General features: G+C 48.4%; 14 protein-coding genes. 5 read left to right on the top strand and 9 right to left on the bottom strand.

What is annotated here, in order from left to right; all coding sequences use genetic code 11:
• Positions 1-22: 22 nt before the first annotated feature.
• From TOL_RS18515 to TOL_RS14655, 7 genes are all read right to left on the bottom strand, one after another.
• Positions 23-613 carry a carboxymuconolactone decarboxylase family protein gene (locus TOL_RS18515; protein WP_015488148.1) on the bottom strand — a complete coding sequence of 197 codons (591 nt, stop codon included), beginning with the start codon at positions 611-613 and terminating at the stop codon, positions 23-25.
• Entirely contained in the window at positions 610-2,109 is a 1,500-nt protein-coding gene (locus TOL_RS14680) for a GMC oxidoreductase (protein ID WP_015488147.1), read from the bottom strand. Before TOL_RS14680 ends, TOL_RS18515 begins: the two co-directional genes overlap by 4 nt.
• A complete protein-coding gene (locus TOL_RS18510; protein WP_015488146.1) occupies positions 2,106-2,624 on the bottom strand; it encodes a hypothetical protein in 519 nt (172 codons plus the stop codon). Before TOL_RS18510 ends, TOL_RS14680 begins: the two co-directional genes overlap by 4 nt.
• Positions 2,625-2,734: 110 nt before the next feature.
• On the bottom strand, positions 2,735-3,649 hold the full coding sequence (locus TOL_RS14670) for a LysR substrate-binding domain-containing protein (RefSeq protein ID WP_015488145.1): 915 nt from the start codon (positions 3,647-3,649) through the stop codon (positions 2,735-2,737).
• A 4-nt stretch (positions 3,650-3,653) separates the two neighbouring features.
• Positions 3,654-4,511 carry an archaetidylserine decarboxylase gene (gene asd / locus TOL_RS14665; RefSeq protein WP_015488144.1) on the bottom strand — a complete coding sequence of 286 codons (858 nt, stop codon included), beginning with the start codon at positions 4,509-4,511 and terminating at the stop codon, positions 3,654-3,656.
• Positions 4,512-4,521: 10 nt separating this feature from the next.
• Positions 4,522-5,361: a sulfurtransferase gene (locus TOL_RS14660; RefSeq protein ID WP_015488143.1), complete on the bottom strand. Its 840-nt coding sequence runs from the start codon at positions 5,359-5,361 to the stop codon at positions 4,522-4,524.
• A 53-nt stretch (positions 5,362-5,414) separates the two neighbouring features.
• The gene (locus TOL_RS14655) at positions 5,415-7,139 is read right to left on the bottom strand and encodes a YuxH family protein (RefSeq protein ID WP_015488142.1); all 1,725 of its coding nucleotides are present in this window, start codon (positions 7,137-7,139) and stop codon (positions 5,415-5,417) included.
• A 145-nt stretch (positions 7,140-7,284) separates the two neighbouring features.
• On the opposite strand from TOL_RS14655, the gene motA reads away from it, so the two are divergent.
• A complete protein-coding gene (gene motA, locus TOL_RS14650) occupies positions 7,285-8,136 on the top strand; it encodes a flagellar motor stator protein MotA (RefSeq protein WP_015488141.1) in 852 nt (283 codons plus the stop codon).
• Positions 8,136-9,161, top strand: a complete 1,026-nt coding sequence (motB, locus tag TOL_RS14645; RefSeq protein WP_015488140.1) for a flagellar motor protein MotB — start codon at positions 8,136-8,138, stop codon at positions 9,159-9,161. The genes motA and motB overlap by 1 nt, the downstream gene beginning before the upstream one ends.
• Positions 9,162-9,235: 74 nt before the next feature.
• On the opposite strand, the gene rsgA is transcribed toward motB, so the two are convergent.
• Positions 9,236-10,264 (bottom strand): small ribosomal subunit biogenesis GTPase RsgA, encoded by a 1,029-nt coding sequence (gene rsgA / locus TOL_RS14640; RefSeq protein ID WP_015488139.1) that lies wholly within the window; start codon positions 10,262-10,264, stop codon positions 9,236-9,238.
• A 99-nt stretch (positions 10,265-10,363) separates the two neighbouring features.
• Here rsgA and orn point away from each other — a divergent pair, with 99 nt between their 5' ends.
• Entirely contained in the window at positions 10,364-10,906 is a 543-nt protein-coding gene (gene orn, locus TOL_RS14635; RefSeq protein WP_015488138.1) for an oligoribonuclease, read from the top strand.
• A gap of 417 nt (positions 10,907-11,323) precedes the next feature.
• On the opposite strand, the gene queG is transcribed toward orn, so the two are convergent.
• Positions 11,324-12,394, bottom strand: a complete 1,071-nt coding sequence (queG, locus tag TOL_RS14630) for a tRNA epoxyqueuosine(34) reductase QueG (RefSeq protein WP_015488137.1) — start codon at positions 12,392-12,394, stop codon at positions 11,324-11,326.
• Positions 12,395-12,549: 155 nt separating this feature from the next.
• Here queG and TOL_RS14625 point away from each other — a divergent pair, with 155 nt between their 5' ends.
• Positions 12,550-14,070 carry a bifunctional ADP-dependent NAD(P)H-hydrate dehydratase/NAD(P)H-hydrate epimerase gene (locus TOL_RS14625; protein ID WP_015488136.1) on the top strand — a complete coding sequence of 507 codons (1,521 nt, stop codon included), beginning with the start codon at positions 12,550-12,552 and terminating at the stop codon, positions 14,068-14,070.
• Positions 14,070-14,558, top strand: a complete 489-nt coding sequence (gene tsaE / locus TOL_RS14620; protein ID WP_015488135.1) for a tRNA (adenosine(37)-N6)-threonylcarbamoyltransferase complex ATPase subunit type 1 TsaE — start codon at positions 14,070-14,072, stop codon at positions 14,556-14,558. Before TOL_RS14625 ends, tsaE begins: the two co-directional genes overlap by 1 nt.
• The last annotated feature ends 40 nt before the right edge of the window (positions 14,559-14,598 follow it).

Raw genomic sequence — 14,598 nt, 5'->3', positions numbered from 1 at the left:
GACAGCCGCTTTGTTCAAATACTTATAATGAGCCTAAACCAATACGACGATCATTTTTTGATCGCCACATAATAAATACTAATATAGGCCAGCTTAAAGCAGAGCTAATAACTTCAGTGAAAATGTAACTGTTTTCTACTTTCTGTCCGCGCAATCGTGCCAGTAAAGCGTCAAAGGTGTTGCCGCTCAGATTGGCAAAGTAAATAGCGTACAAATAAGCGTATATTTCTTTTACTTGTGCCTTAGAGTATACGGACTGCAAACGTGCTACTGCATCGCCTGATGGGCGTCCTTTGAATTCCGCGAAATGCTGTGCAAATAATATAGCGATTCCTTCTTGTTCGCCGCCCAATGGGTTGTCTGAGGATGCTAGTAAGGCATTCATTGCTTCAATATCGACACCATTTTTAAGTGCCAAGTGCGTGTGTGCCCATGCGCAATAACGACAATCATTTACCGATGTACAGGCTAGCATGACCTGTTCTCGTAACTGGGGAGAAGTCTTTGGTTTAATTAAAGCTGCCACAAGAATAGGCAGTCGTATAATCGCTTGGAATAGCATATTTAGGAACTGACCTAGCGTAAATACGCGCTTACGGAAAATGGGTTTCATCTATTGATTCCTGAGTTGTTATTTTGCTGTGTTAATATTTTTAGCGCTACGTGACGTGACCATGCAGAAATTGTCATTGATGGTGGAGTCCCAGGAGCTGCTGGCAAGGCACTCGCATCGGCAATAAATAAACCAGGGCTATCCCAAACCTCACCATTGCCATTAATAACGCCCTCATCTGGTGTGGCTGATAAACGTGCACCACCGAGTGGATGGACAGTTAGTGGATGGCGTTCGGTATAATAAATGGGTCGCTGACTGCGGCGCGCTATTTCGTCAAAATGGCGGCAGATACTTTTTAATATTGGATTATTTTGCCGTATGTAATGAATGCTTAGTTTGCCGTTATGCCACTCGACAACGCCATCGGCATTGTCAGAACCCATGCCAACGACAACTAAGTCTTGTTTTAAACGTCGACGTAAAAAGCTGGGCATCGGTAAATTGCCGATACCATTTAATCCATAGCTCGTCAGGTCGACTGGTAATAAATCGGGTAATATTTCTATATCACCTTTGCTATCGCGTAATGCAAAACGACCATGGCAGGGGATGCCTTGGGTGAAATCAGCTCCGGCTTCATTGACTGCCCAATACCCAGGTACATCACCATTGCCACCAAAGCCATGACCAAGGTTCTTGAGCCCTGTTAGGCCGCCTAGTGCGCGACTACGAAATAATAATCGTAAGGTATTCAATGTTCCTGCGGCTAATATGACGCGCTTAGCACTGAATTGTCGGATACGTTTAGCATTGTGATCCATCACCTCTAAACGATAGCCTTCATGAGTTTTCCAAATGCTTAAACATTCATGTAATGCCGCTATCTCCAATCCTTGTGCCTTTGCAGGAATCAACAGGATTCGATCAAGTGTTGCTTTCGCTCCATTCTCACTGCCGAAAAAACTATTATCACGATAATTTTCGGCATCGCCATTCATGGATACCGACATCGCAGGCTGACCGGTTTTATCGTTAGCGATGAAGTGTGGTGACGAAGCAAAACGCTCGCCGGTAAAATTAGGTATTTTATCGTCGATGTTAGGTTCTTTTGCGCTCATGGTTGAAATCATCCATTGATAATGTTCTTCCATGCTGGTGGCGGACAATTCGTTACTGCGGTGATTCCAATATTGATTGTTAGCTGGGCGAGTATTCATTGCACTATAGACATGACTGCCGCCGCCAACGCCATTCGAGCAAACGACGGTCATTTCGCTGCCGAAATGAATATCAAACAGACCATGGCGGTTTAACCGTTTTCCTGTCCCCTTGATTTTTGAATAGCCAACGCGATGTAATAGATCTAAATAAGAAGAATATCCTTTAGGTAGAGAGCTAGCGTTTTGTATTCCAGCAGCGCGGACAGCCGCGCTATCGCGCCAAGGACCGCGCTCAATTAACAGAACATTTTGTCCAGCACTCGATAGTGTACTCGCGGCAACAGAGCCGCCGAAACCACTACCAATAATTATGGTGTCGTAGCTCAGTTTCATGCATTTTCTTCCAGCGTAAAATACAGCAAAGTCGAAAGGCCTTTGCGTGATTTTAAACGCATGCGGGCAAGCCAAGTACCTTCTCGCAATAATCTAGCTTCACCGCGTATACATTTAAGTAAAGCCATATTGCGTTCGTGGTCATAATTTAGGCAAATGAAAGGCCGCCCTTTGTCGTCTTTCATTTGGGCCACATGGTAATACCCAAAAGTGGTTGAACCCTTTTTTGAAAATAAAATATTGGCGCCTTGCAGGGCATCGAATTTTTTGCCTTTCCAAGGATTAATCCACGTGCATAGCAGACGATAAACAATGGCATGCGCTGTGCGTGGCAGCGCATTAAAACCTTTGATGGCGAATAAGGTGCCGTGAGTAATTCCTTGTAGTTGCGCATCCTCAGGACAGCACAAGGTATCAAAAAGCTCATCAAGTTCTGTTTGTTTATGGTGAAAAAAAGATTGGGCTATGTGCTTGTCTGGTGAATCGCCAGACGAGAGCGAAATGATTTTACTCATGTGATGGCCTCTTATAGTGATACGCCACTATAGAAAGCCTTGAACTCGCCGACAAACGATAAAAAGTGTCGAGTCAGATTAGCTGTGCTTACTTGAATTTAAATCTACTGCTAGAGTTGGGCCAGTTTCACCTTCAGCCAGTCAATAAAGCTTCGAACGATTGGGTCAAATTTCCTTGCTGGAGAATACACCGCGTAGATGGCCTCCTCTAAAGGTCCTATCGGTGGATAGGGCGCCTCTAAACGTCCAGATTTAATAAGGTTGTTTTCTATGGGGGAGAGTGCTAAAGCGGCACCGAGTGATTCGGCCGCTTGAATTGCAGCAGGATAATCATCAACGTAAAATACAGCGCCAGTAAAACTATTATTCTCATCGTTCTGGCTACCAGACTGTTCGAACCAGCGCTCCCAACTTTTTGGGCGGCCAGTCATTTCTACGCGTGGAACATCGCAAATATTTTTGGAATTTTGTGTTAATTGATAGCGTTGGGTAAATCCGGGAGGACACACTACTTGTATACAAACATCGAGTAATTTTTCATGTTCAAGTTCATGCCATGGTGGGATGCCATAGCGTATAGCGATATCCGCAGTACCTTGTTGTAAATCGGCATAGCTTAATCCCGTTTCGATATGAAGTTCTAAGTCTGGGTGCTGTTGTTTGAAATCATTTAAATTGGGAAAAACGACCTGATGTGCAACTGGGGGCATGACGCTAACGGTTAGCCTCTGCACTCCGTGTTGCTGGCGTAATTGTGTGGTTGCATCTCGCAAGTTATTCAATTGTTGATTAACGTTTTTCCAATATTCTGCACCCGCTGAGGTAAATAATAGTAATCTATTTTTACGTTCGAATAACGCTACACCTAATTGAGATTCTAGTAACTGAATTTGTTGGCTAACCGCTGATGGTGTAACGCACAATTCTTCAGCTGCAAGTTTGAAACTCAGATGTTTTCCTGCTGCTTCAAACGTGCGCAGCAGGTTCAATGTTGGCAGTTTGTTTGTGCCTAACTGCCGAATCACGACATTACTCCATCGTCATCGCGATGGCTTCACCCATGCGTAGCGGAGCCCCCGCGGTCTGATTTTCCAACCAATGCATAGTGTCTTTCGGGAAGCATAAAATCACGGTTGACCCCAATAAGAAGCGTCCCATTTCATCACCTTTTTCAATGGTGATGTTTTCAGGAATACCATAACGAGCCACACGTTTTTCCCGTTTTGGCGGAGTTACTAAGCCGTGCCACACGGTTTCAATGGCTGCCACAATCATAGCGCCGACCAATACCATCGCCATAGGGCCACGAGCGGTATCAAAAATCGCGACTACGCGTTCATTGCGAGCAAATAAGCGTGGTACGTTTTCAGCCGTTGTTTGGTTTACCGAGAATAAATCACCCGGTACATAAATCATTTCACGTAGTGTGCCTGTGATCGGCATATGCACGCGGTGGTAATCTTTTGGCGATAGGTAAATGGTTGCGAATTCACCTTCTTGAAAGGGCTGTGCGCGTTCTTCATCGCCCCCCAGCAATTCTACTAGCGAGTAATCTTGGCCTTTAGCTTGAAATACCCGTCCGCCTTTAATTGGGCCTAATTGAGATACAGCACCATCGGCAGGAGAGGTGATGACATTGTCTTCTAGCGCAACGGTACGTGCGTCGGGTAATAACTCACGAGTAAAAAAATCGTTAAAACAGCTAAACTCTTCCGCTGTCTGGCGTTTTGCTTCAGCCATATTGACGTCGTACTGTTTAATGAATGCGCGAATTAATGGGTTTTTAATCCAGCTTACTTCGCAACCAGCAAGCCAGCCGACACAGCGAGAAAGTAAATGCTGTGGTAGTAAATGTTGGGTAGCGATAAATAATTTGTCGGTATTCACAGATAATTCCTTATGGCTTTTTGCCAGTGGTCACGGGAGTCGTGGTGTCACTTCCCCATTCAGCCCATGAGCCAGCATAAGCGCGCATGGTGAGACCTAAAATTTTTCCGACTAAATAGGTAAAGCCGGAGCGGTGATGCGTTTGGCAGTGAGTGGCAATAGTCTTGTTTTTATCCAATCCCATTTCAGCCAACTGCGTTTTAAATGTGTTTAGCTCTTTAATACGAAGTGCGCGGGATTTATCCATACCCAAGGTCCATTCGTAATTAACGGCGGTAGGAATATGTCCGCCGCGCGGCGAAATTGCTTTTTCGCCCGAGTATTCTGCCGGTGAACGTGCATCCCAGATGGCAAACTTAGATGAGCCTAAAGCGGCTTTTATTTGTTCTTTGGTAATGGATACGCTCTGGTCAATATAATCAACCACATATTCAGATGCTGTTGGTATGCTGGCACCTGACTCGGTCGGTAATCCTGCATCCAACCAAGCAACAATACCGCCGTTTAAATAGGAGTATTGTTTATGGCCAATGCTATCTAACACCCAAATTAAACGGCCTGCCCAACCGCCACCTTCATCATCGCTGCATACCACGTGAGTGTCTGGCGTTAGGCCTAGTTCACTGAATACCGCGCTTAAATCGGCGTTTGATGGCAGTGCGCCGGGCGTGGGTGCTATTCCTAATTGCAAGCGTTTGAAGTCGAGATGAACGGCGCCCGGAATGTGGTGCTCTAAAAAAGTCTCCGCTTTGCATTGGTCAATAATCAACACGCCATCTAGCGGCAGTAATTCCGCTAGATCTTCGGGCTCTAATAATAATGGCAAGGTATGAGAGGACGATGTCGGCATGGTAAGTCGCTTTGATCAGAAAACCGCAAGTGTATCTGAGCTGCTGGCGTCTGTCAGGTTCCGGATGAGCGGACGATTTGTGTGACCTCTACCTTTACTTGTTTAGTCTGATTTGCTCGCAGTGCCGCAAGGCTGCGGCTTGTCATGGTACATAACAGCCTAAACGCCTCGTACTGCTCTGCTTTGATCATGCCTTTGCCTTGTCTATTACAGGCTAGAACAATTCCGATAGGGGCATTGCCCGCTGAAATCGACATGATTGAAACTTGCAATGGAATCAGTTCGGCAATCGCTGTTGGCATACCTCTTAGATATTGTTCGCGATTCGATTCAGTTAGCCGCAAACAGGCATTCTTTTTGAGCAGTTGGCGGAATAAAGGCGCGCTGTCCAACGGAATTCGAACCTGAGCCAGCGCTCCCAGTGCTTCAAAGTTTTCGCTATATACCATACGCAAGCGTTGGCGGTCGCGATCAAGCAGCATGACACTGGCATGCTCTAAGCCGACGCCGCGGCAAATCCCCTTCAGTACTCCTTGCATTAAAGAATGCCAATCGCCAAAGCTACTAGGTTCTTGCTGCAGTTGACGCATTAACTTGGCCAAGTACGCCTGGCCGTGATCAGAGGTCTCTGTTTGCTTTGATTTCGAGGGAGTGAGCTCTGGTGTGGTGGTCGAGGTTGCCTTGATTCGTATCGGTTGTTTGGCCTCTGGCTCAATATTCGTCGTTGAGACGTCGGTTGGCATGGGAGTCGCAACTGCCACGGACGCCACTGATTTTTTAGGTGTTTGAACGACCAGCGATGGTAACGCATAAATAGGGTATTCGCGGCTGGTCGGCTGCGGACTCGCCAGTAGCGATAAACCTGTTGCCAAGCCGCAGTTCTGTTGATGACTGATGTCGACTTGGGCACGACGCGTGTCCTGTTGAACTTGTATTAGCGGTTTACCTAAGCCGTGACTGGCTAAAGCTAGCCAGCGTTCGGCATGTCGACTTTGGGGTGCCATGTGTAGATGCCAAGCCATAGAACTGGCAAGCATAGCTGTCATTGCCGGTGTTTGGCATTGATGAACGAGCGCTCGTTGTTTGTTGTCATCGCGAGGATCATGACGGCGTAACGATTGCCAGTCATGGGCATTGGGTAAGGCTTCTTGGCGGAACAAATCTAACGCCATGCGCGGTAATTGATAGCGCTTTGCAAGGCGCTGCCAGTTGTTGCTATCAGGCCCAAATATTACTTCGGTAGCCGGTATTAAATCGCATCCTGTGCTCACACAATGCAACCAATTGCGGGCATTGCCATGCAGTAATAGCCACGGCCAAAATACCGAGTGGGCGAGCATGGTGCTCCACTGCGCATAACCTGGGGCGCAGGTGCCCTTTTCTTTTGCCCATTGAGCCGCAAGATTCCCTGCAAGACAGGCGGTGATCAGCGCCTGTCGATAGAGGCGGTCGCCTTCATCTTCACTATCTTGAGCGACGACCTTCAAGTTTTTCACGAGTCTTACAAGTTCTTGCATCCCCAACAGCGACAGGCAGCTCAACGCCCCAGATAACTGCTCGCGGCAATCTGGGTTTTGTTGGGTGGCGGCTTGCAACAGGTGCCAGCACAGGGCTGGATCTCGATCCACTATGTGGATCAATTCATCAAAGCTCACTTGTGGATTTTTCAGATGCAGGCGCAGTTGTTCGCGTGTTTCCTGCAAGATTGGAAAGTCCGTAAAAGCGAGAACTTCTTCCCATTGACTGGCGCTCGGGTGCGTAAAGGTTGTCTGTGTCATGTCTAAGTTTGTGCAACTGCTGTTTGTGACCTTTACTTACTATAGTCGGGTTATGAGTTTTGCTTGGATGGATGTGTGACAATTTCGTCACTGCTGTTACCTAACGTTTCTATATCGTCAGATTTTGCTGCAAGGATCGTATTGAATGCTGTTTATTGTGGGGCTGTTCATTGTGTTCGGCAGTGTGATGTATGGCTTTGTGATGTCACATGGTCAGCTGCTGTCACTGTGGCAACCATTTGAAATTTTGATTATTTGTGGTGCGGCATTCGGCGCCTTCGTTTTGTCGAATCCGTTACATGTAATCCTTGAGTGTTTTCGTATGATGCCTCAAGTCATCATGGGCAGCCGCGTCAACAAAGCCATGTATATGGACGTGCTCGGATTAATTTACGACATCCTTAACAAGGCTCGCCGTGAAGGCATTATGGCGATTGAGAGCGATGTTGAAAGTCCATCGTCCAGTGCCTTGTTTTCGCGTTATCCCGCAATCCAAGGCAACCTTGAGTTATCCAATTTTATTGCTGATTACTTTCGTATTATTGCGGCGGGGAATTTAACCTCGTTTGAACTCGAGTCATTGATGGACCAAGAGATCGAAGCACGCCTGCACGAACTAGAACAACCGGGAATGGCGGTGGGCAAAGTTGCCGACGCATTGCCGGGGTTTGGTATTGTCGCCGCGGTTCTGGGTATCGTTATTACTATGGGAGCGATTGGTGGCGAAGTGAGTGAAATCGGTGGTCACGTTGCGGCAGCACTGGTTGGGACTTTTAGTGGTGTTTTCCTCGCCTACGGTATGGTCGGCCCGATATCGGCAACCATGAGACATCTCGCCGAGGATGAGATTAAGCTCTACGAAGCTACCCGTGCATGCATCATTGCTTCGTTGAACGGATTACCACCGCAACTCGCGGTTGAATTTGGTCGTAAGTCGCTCTTCACGCATGGCCGACCGAGTTTCGAAGAAGTAGAAAGTAAGGTGCGTGGACGCTAATGGAAAATCTTAGCCCCCATCAAAATATAATCGTTCGCCGTTATAAAAAAGGTAAGCACGAGGATCACGGCGGTGCTTGGAAAGTTGCCATGGCTGACTTTGCCTTGGCAATGATGGCGCTGTTTTTAGTGTTGTGGGTGATTAACTCTTCAAACGAACAACAATTGGCGTCAATTTCAGGTTATTTCCAAGATCCATTGGCGTTTGAGGAAGGGAAGAAAGTTCCATCAAAATACGTTATTGATCTCGGTGGCTCACCTTCTCAAGCCGATAATATTGCTACCTCTGAATCCATTGATCCCGAAAAGATACTGCAAGCTGATGAGATCGAAAGTCTCGCCGATGCGATTGAACAAAAACGCTTAGAAGAATTAAAAGCACAGATTGAACAACGTATTGATGCTAGCCCGACGCTGAGTCCATTTAAAAATCAATTATTGTTGGACATCACTACCGAAGGTCTACGTCTACAAATTGTCGATCAAACCAATCGTCCTATGTTTGATCCTGGAAGTGCACACCTAAAATATTATTCCGAAGATATTCTCTGGGAAATGGCGCCGATGCTGGCCACCTTAGATCACCGTTTATCCATTACCGGCCACACGGATTCATCGCGCTTAGGAGGGCAGCGTGATGAGGAGGACTTGAACTGGGCGCTATCCTCTTTACGTGCCGATGCTGCACGACGAGCGCTGATGGAAGCCGGTGTGCCAAAAGAACAAATTGCTCAAGTGATTGGTATGGGCGATACCGCACCACTGATTCCGGATGATCCATCGGCCTCTGTGAATCGTCGTATTGCCATTGTGATGTTGAACCGCACATCTGAGCACAACGTGCTTGAGCGCTCAGGGACAAAAGCTGATGTCGAATTTATTAACGATGCGCCACCGCCACCATCCGACGCACGTAAGCCCGTATTAAATAAAACCGGCAGTTTGATAGAAAGATTACAACAAGAGCGTGAGCGAGTAGACAACAGCTATGATAATCCACCGAATAAAGGTGAGGTGTTTTGGTGAGTGAAACAGCGGAAAAGTAATATGAAAAGGGAGCTAAGCTCCCTTTTTTTGTTGGCGATATTTCTCGCGCTTGTTTAAAGCTCAGTGAGCGTTTGCAAAATACGGCGGTAGCTTTGGAAGCGAGCTTCGCTAATTCGCCCAGCTTTTAACGCTCCGAGCATAGCGCAACCCGGTTCTTTTTCGTGTTTGCAATCACGGAATTTGCAATAACCTGCTTCCGGGCGAATCTCTCTGAAACCATAAAGCACTTCTTCAGGTGACATATGCCATAAACCAAATTCACGAATCCCCGGCGAGTCGATTAAATCGCCTCCTGCAGGGAAGTGATACAAGCGCGCAGTTGTCGTTGTATGTTTACCTTTACGAGTATTTTCTGACAGCGCACCAACGCGCAGTTCTTCGCCGGGTAGCAAGGTTCCGATTAGCGACGATTTACCAACACCCGATTGACCAACGAACACACTAATGCGCCCGTTTAAGAATTCTTTAAGTTCGCCTAGACTGCTGTCATCGTGACTACACACCCGCAGTGTGCGATAGCCCAGTTTTTCATAACTCGCGAGCAGGGCGGCGTAGCGTGGGCGGGTTTCTTCGGTGAGTAAATCGATTTTATTGAACAGAATGATGGGTTCGATTTCGCAGTTCTCAGCAGCCACCAAATAACGGTCGATCAAATTGGCATGAGCTTCTGGCTCGGGCGCAACCACCAGCACAATAAAGTCGATATTGGCAGCAACGGGTTTGATTTCGTTGTAGGGGTTTGGGCGTGATAACTCAGATGTGCGTGGCATTACCATCTCTACCACTCCTGTTTTAACCCCTTGGTTATCAGCGCCAGGGCGGAAGACCACGCGGTCTCCTGTAACTAACGAACCTAGGTTGGCACGTAAAAAACAGCGGTAACGGTCTTGAGATTGCTTATCCTCGACCTCGACTTGGCTACCAAAGTGCGCCATCACTTGGCCTTCGGATTCGTCGCCCAATTCTCCGGCAGTCAATTGCTCAGCAATGACATCTTCTTTTTGTGTGGCGCGTTTGGCTTTTTCTTGCTGAATTTTCTCGACCCGCCAAGCTTGGCGCTTATTCAGTTTGCGTTTTGACATGCGAATGCGTTACCGGATTTAAGACGTTTGCCATTGTCCGCGTTGGCCGTGCATTACACAAGTTGCTAGACTGCTCATATTTCCCAATGAGTAACCGTTATGAGCCAAAGCGATAACCTAGTGTGGATGGATCTAGAAATGACCGGCCTCGAGCCAGAGCGTGACGTCATTATCGAAATTGCTACCATAGTCACCGATGGCGATCTCAACATCATCGCTGAAGGCCCAGTATTTGCGGTTCATCAGCCGGACATTCTGCTAGATGGCATGGATGAATGGAACACCCGCACCCACGGTAACTCAGGGCTAACCCAGCGCGTGCGCGAGAGCAAAACCAATGCCCGCGCTGCTGAATTGGCCACGTTAGAATTTTTACGCGAACACGTAAAAGCTGGTGCCTCGCCATTGTGCGGCAATAGCATTCATCAAGATCGTCGCTTCTTAGTGAAATACATGCCCGAGCTAGAAGCATTCATGCACTATCGCAATGTTGATGTCAGCACCCTGAAAGAGCTGGCGAAACGCTGGAAGCCATCAGTGGTATCGTCGTTTGAGAAAAAAGGTACGCATCAAGCGTTGGATGATATCCGCGAGTCGATTGCTGAAATGCAGCATTATCGTCAGCATTTTTTGGCGGTGTAGCTTTTTAGTTGCTGCTGGCGCGGGTTCTTTTCCCGGGGGCTTCCCCCGGAGCCCCCTTTTTTTGTGCTTTCTGGCCTGAGATCCTTATTTACTCATACGGTTTACGGCCACGCGCAGATTCGCCATCCATGGCTCAAACTGCGCTGCTCGGGCATCCATGCCCGTGCGGCCTAACCGTATTCATTCATTGCGGCAGGCCCAGAGGCACGAGACGATATGCTTCAGAACACTGGATTCGAATTGCTTTGTGTTTGTAGGAGGGAGTCAACGAACGCTTTTTGTTCGTACTCCCGATAGTGGCTTAACCCCGTATTCGTTACTGCTCGCTGGCGCTCCCTGAGTAACTCCTACAAAAAACATACGTTTCGTTTGAATAAGGCGTTGCGGATATCCTTAGGCGGCGTCAGCCGCATAAACCTAAGACTGCCTCAACGCCCATTCAATATGCTCATCCACCAACGCCGATTCCCCCAGCCTAGCCCGTAAGGCTTGTTCAATCTCAATACTCTTTGGCGCATTCCCCAAGGCCACGGCGATGTTACGCCGCCAGTTTTCATAACCGGTACGGCGTATCGGCATGCCTTCTGTTTTGCTTAAAAATTCAGCTTCATCCCATGCCCATAGTTCCAGCAAAGTGGCTTTGTCGAGTTGGTGGCGGGGAGTGAAGTCGGTTTCGCTGGTGGCTTTGCTAAAGCGGTTCCACGGGCAGCCTATTTGGCAGTCGTCGCAGCCGAAGATGCGGTTGCCCATACCGGATCTTAGGTCTTCGGGAATCGGACCATTGAGCTCAATAGTAAGGTAGGAGATGCAGCGTCGCGCATCGAGCACGTGTGGCCCAACAAAGGCTTGGGTTGGGCAAATATCTAAGCAGGAAGTGCAGCGTCCGCAGTGGTCCGATTCTGGATTATTATCTGCCGGTAACGGCAGGTCGGTGAGGATTTCACCTAAAAAGAAATAGGATCCAGCTTTGCGGTTAATCAGCATAGTATTTTTGCCGATCCAGCCTAGTCCAGCTTGTTCTGCTAACGCCCGTTCGAGAACCGGAGCGCTATCGACGAAGGCTCTAAAACCCATTTGACCGGCTGCTTGTTCTATACGTTTGCCTAGCTCTGTTAAGCGTTTGCGAATCAGTTTGTGATAGTCGCGCCCTAGGGCGTAACGGGAAACGTAAGCTTTATTTGGATCGCCGAGTTGCTCGCGCATGTTGCCGTCGGGGGGCAGATAATCCATGCGCACGCTGATGACACTCAGTGTTCCGGGTAATAGCTCGGCTGGGCGGGAACGCATATTCCCGTGGCTGGCCATGTAGTCCATCTCGCCGTGGTAGCCGTTTTCAAGCCACTCTTGTAGCAAATCTTCATGCTCACCTAAGGCCACTCCTGCAATCCCAGCTTGCTGAAAGCCGAGTTCAGTTGCCCATTGGCGAATATCGTCACGTAAACGCGTTAACTGTTCGGCGGTTAAGGATGTGGTGGCGCTTTGATTCATGCAGTTTGATTCACGTCGAAAGAAGCTGTCGTTGCCATTAACTCCTTATGGCGTGGGACTTAGCGGCGGCTTCCTATATAATTTCGCTCAATGTATCACATTCTGAGACTTTCATTGTCTCAGTATCCTCGACTTACTATGGCAGACCCCTTGCGATGAACCGACCGTTTTCAGCCAAAGACCACTTGCCCGCACAGCTCTTCAGTGTGGCGCAAATCCGTGAGTTGGATCGCCAGACGATAGCAGCTCAGGGTGATGATGGTTTTACTTTGATGCATGAAGCGGCAACGTCGGCTTTGTCGGTATTGCAGCACCACTGGGTCGATGCCAGAAAGATTACTGTTATCGCCGGCCCTGGTAACAACGGCGGTGACGCATTTATTTTAGCGGCATTGGCATTTGAGTGTGGTATTCGGGTGCGCGTTTTTACTCTTGGGGATTTAACTAAGCAAACGTCGGCTGCGCAAAAAGCGTTAAATATGGCCGTGCAAACCGGCATTTCGATTGAGCGTTTGAGCACAGCAAGCGATCTTAGTGGTGATGTGTTGGTGGATGGCTTACTCGGTACTGGGTTAAGTAGCGAACCACGTGATGAGTTTGCGCAAGCGATTGCTGCTATCAATGCTGCGGATATTCCCGTGTTAGCGTTGGATGTTCCCTCGGGTTTAAATGCCGACTCCGGCGTGGTCTACGGGCCTGTGGTAAAGGCCGATGTTACTATCACCTTTATTGGGGTGAAGCGTGGCTTATTAACGGCATCTGGCCCTGATGTTTGTGGCGCACTTGAGTTGGCCGAATTATCGGTTATTGATAGTGCACACGCGAATATTGTTGCTGATGCGGAGCGAATTAGTTGGGCTCGTCTACATGACGAAATGCGAGGATTAGCACCGCGTCGCGGTAATGCTCACAAAGGTCATTTTGGTCATGTGTTAGTTATTGGCGGTGAGTCGGGTTTTGGCGGTGCTGCGATGATGGCTGTCGAAGCGGCGGGGCGCATTGGAGCGGGTTTAGTTAGCTGTGCAACGCGACCTGAACACGTACCAGCCCTATTAACACGCCGCCCTGAGGTCATGGCCTTAGGCGTAAATTCTGGTTTAGAGCTTGCACCGGCTATTCAGCGGGCGACCATATTGGCTATCGGCCCCGGACTCGGCCAAACCAGTTGGTCGGAGCTGTTATTGCAACAGGTGTTAGGTGCTCAGCAGCCAGTGGTACTCGATGCCGATGCACTAAATTTATTGGCTTCCCCTGGTTGGCATTGTGAATTTAGCGAACGTGTTGCGGTATTAACGCCACATCCCGGTGAGGCTGCTCGCATGCTCGGCATGACAGTCACTGAAGTTCAAACTGATCGTTTTGCCAGTGCGCGGCTGCTTGCTCAGCGTTATCAGGCGGTTGTTGTATTAAAAGGCCAAGGCTCATTAATTGCTGATCCTAGCGGTCGCGTTGCCCTTTGCACCGATGGTAATCCGGGAATGAGTTGCGGTGGTATGGGCGATGTCCTTACTGGAGTTATTGCAGCTTTGTTAGCACAGGGGTTAAATGCTTGGGATGCAGCCTGTTTAGGTGTTTGTTGTCACAGCGCAGCAGCCGATGTAGCCGTTGCTGATGCCGGAGTTCGCGGTTTGTTAGCAACGGATTTAATGCCGATATTACGAGAGTTGATAAACTAATGGCTATTCGAGTCGTAGGTGAAGAGGGCATGTTGCGCTTTGCTGCAAGCTGCGCCTCTATTTTGAAGCAAGGTGGCATTGTCTTTTTAGAAGGAACTTTAGGTGCTGGTAAAACGACGTTCAGTCGTGGCTTGATTCAAGCGCTGGGTCACCAAGGTGCAGTCAAAAGTCCGACTTACACCCTAGTTGAAGAGTATCAGTTTGCTGATGCGCAAGTGAACCATTTCGATCTCTACCGACTCGGAGATCCAGAAGAATTAGAGTATATGGGTATTCGTGAATACCTAGGATCTGACATACTGAATCTCATTGAGTGGGCTGACAAAGGCATGGGTGTGCTGCCGTCCCCTGATCTAGTGTTGGAAATCACCGGTGGCGGAGATTCTCGCTTGTTGGAATGGCACGCCCGTAGTGAGCGCGGACAACAGTGGCTGGAGCCGCTATCCATATTGGCTGCGGACTATGCCAGTGTGGCGATTAGCCAATAATTATGGTTCAAAAGATGTTGCGTGAGAGCGTATGACACAG

The sequence above is a fragment of the Thalassolituus oleivorans MIL-1 genome, assembly GCF_000355675.1.
GTDB classification, from domain to species: domain Bacteria; phylum Pseudomonadota; class Gammaproteobacteria; order Pseudomonadales; family Oceanobacteraceae; genus Thalassolituus; species Thalassolituus oleivorans.
Note: the sequence above shows the minus strand (reverse complement) of the source record. Positions and strands in the feature narration are given on the sequence as shown.

Coding starts and splice junctions, on each gene's coding strand:
- motA (WP_015488141.1), top strand. CDS start 7,285: ATGCTGTTTATTGTGGGGCTGTTCATTGTGTTCGGCAGTGTGATGTAT.
- TOL_RS18515 (WP_015488148.1), bottom strand. CDS start 613: ATGAAACCCATTTTCCGTAAGCGCGTATTTACGCTAGGTCAGTTCCTA.
- orn (WP_015488138.1), top strand. CDS start 10,364: ATGAGCCAAAGCGATAACCTAGTGTGGATGGATCTAGAAATGACCGGC.
- TOL_RS14655 (WP_015488142.1), bottom strand. CDS start 7,139: ATGACACAGACAACCTTTACGCACCCGAGCGCCAGTCAATGGGAAGAA.
- TOL_RS14680 (WP_015488147.1), bottom strand. CDS start 2,109: ATGAAACTGAGCTACGACACCATAATTATTGGTAGTGGTTTCGGCGGC.
- queG (WP_015488137.1), bottom strand. CDS start 12,394: ATGAATCAAAGCGCCACCACATCCTTAACCGCCGAACAGTTAACGCGT.
- TOL_RS14625 (WP_015488136.1), top strand. CDS start 12,550: ATGAACCGACCGTTTTCAGCCAAAGACCACTTGCCCGCACAGCTCTTC.
- motB (WP_015488140.1), top strand. CDS start 8,136: ATGGAAAATCTTAGCCCCCATCAAAATATAATCGTTCGCCGTTATAAA.
- tsaE (WP_015488135.1), top strand. CDS start 14,070: ATGGCTATTCGAGTCGTAGGTGAAGAGGGCATGTTGCGCTTTGCTGCA.
- rsgA (WP_015488139.1), bottom strand. CDS start 10,264: ATGTCAAAACGCAAACTGAATAAGCGCCAAGCTTGGCGGGTCGAGAAA.
- TOL_RS14660 (WP_015488143.1), bottom strand. CDS start 5,361: ATGCCGACATCGTCCTCTCATACCTTGCCATTATTATTAGAGCCCGAA.
- TOL_RS18510 (WP_015488146.1), bottom strand. CDS start 2,624: ATGAGTAAAATCATTTCGCTCTCGTCTGGCGATTCACCAGACAAGCAC.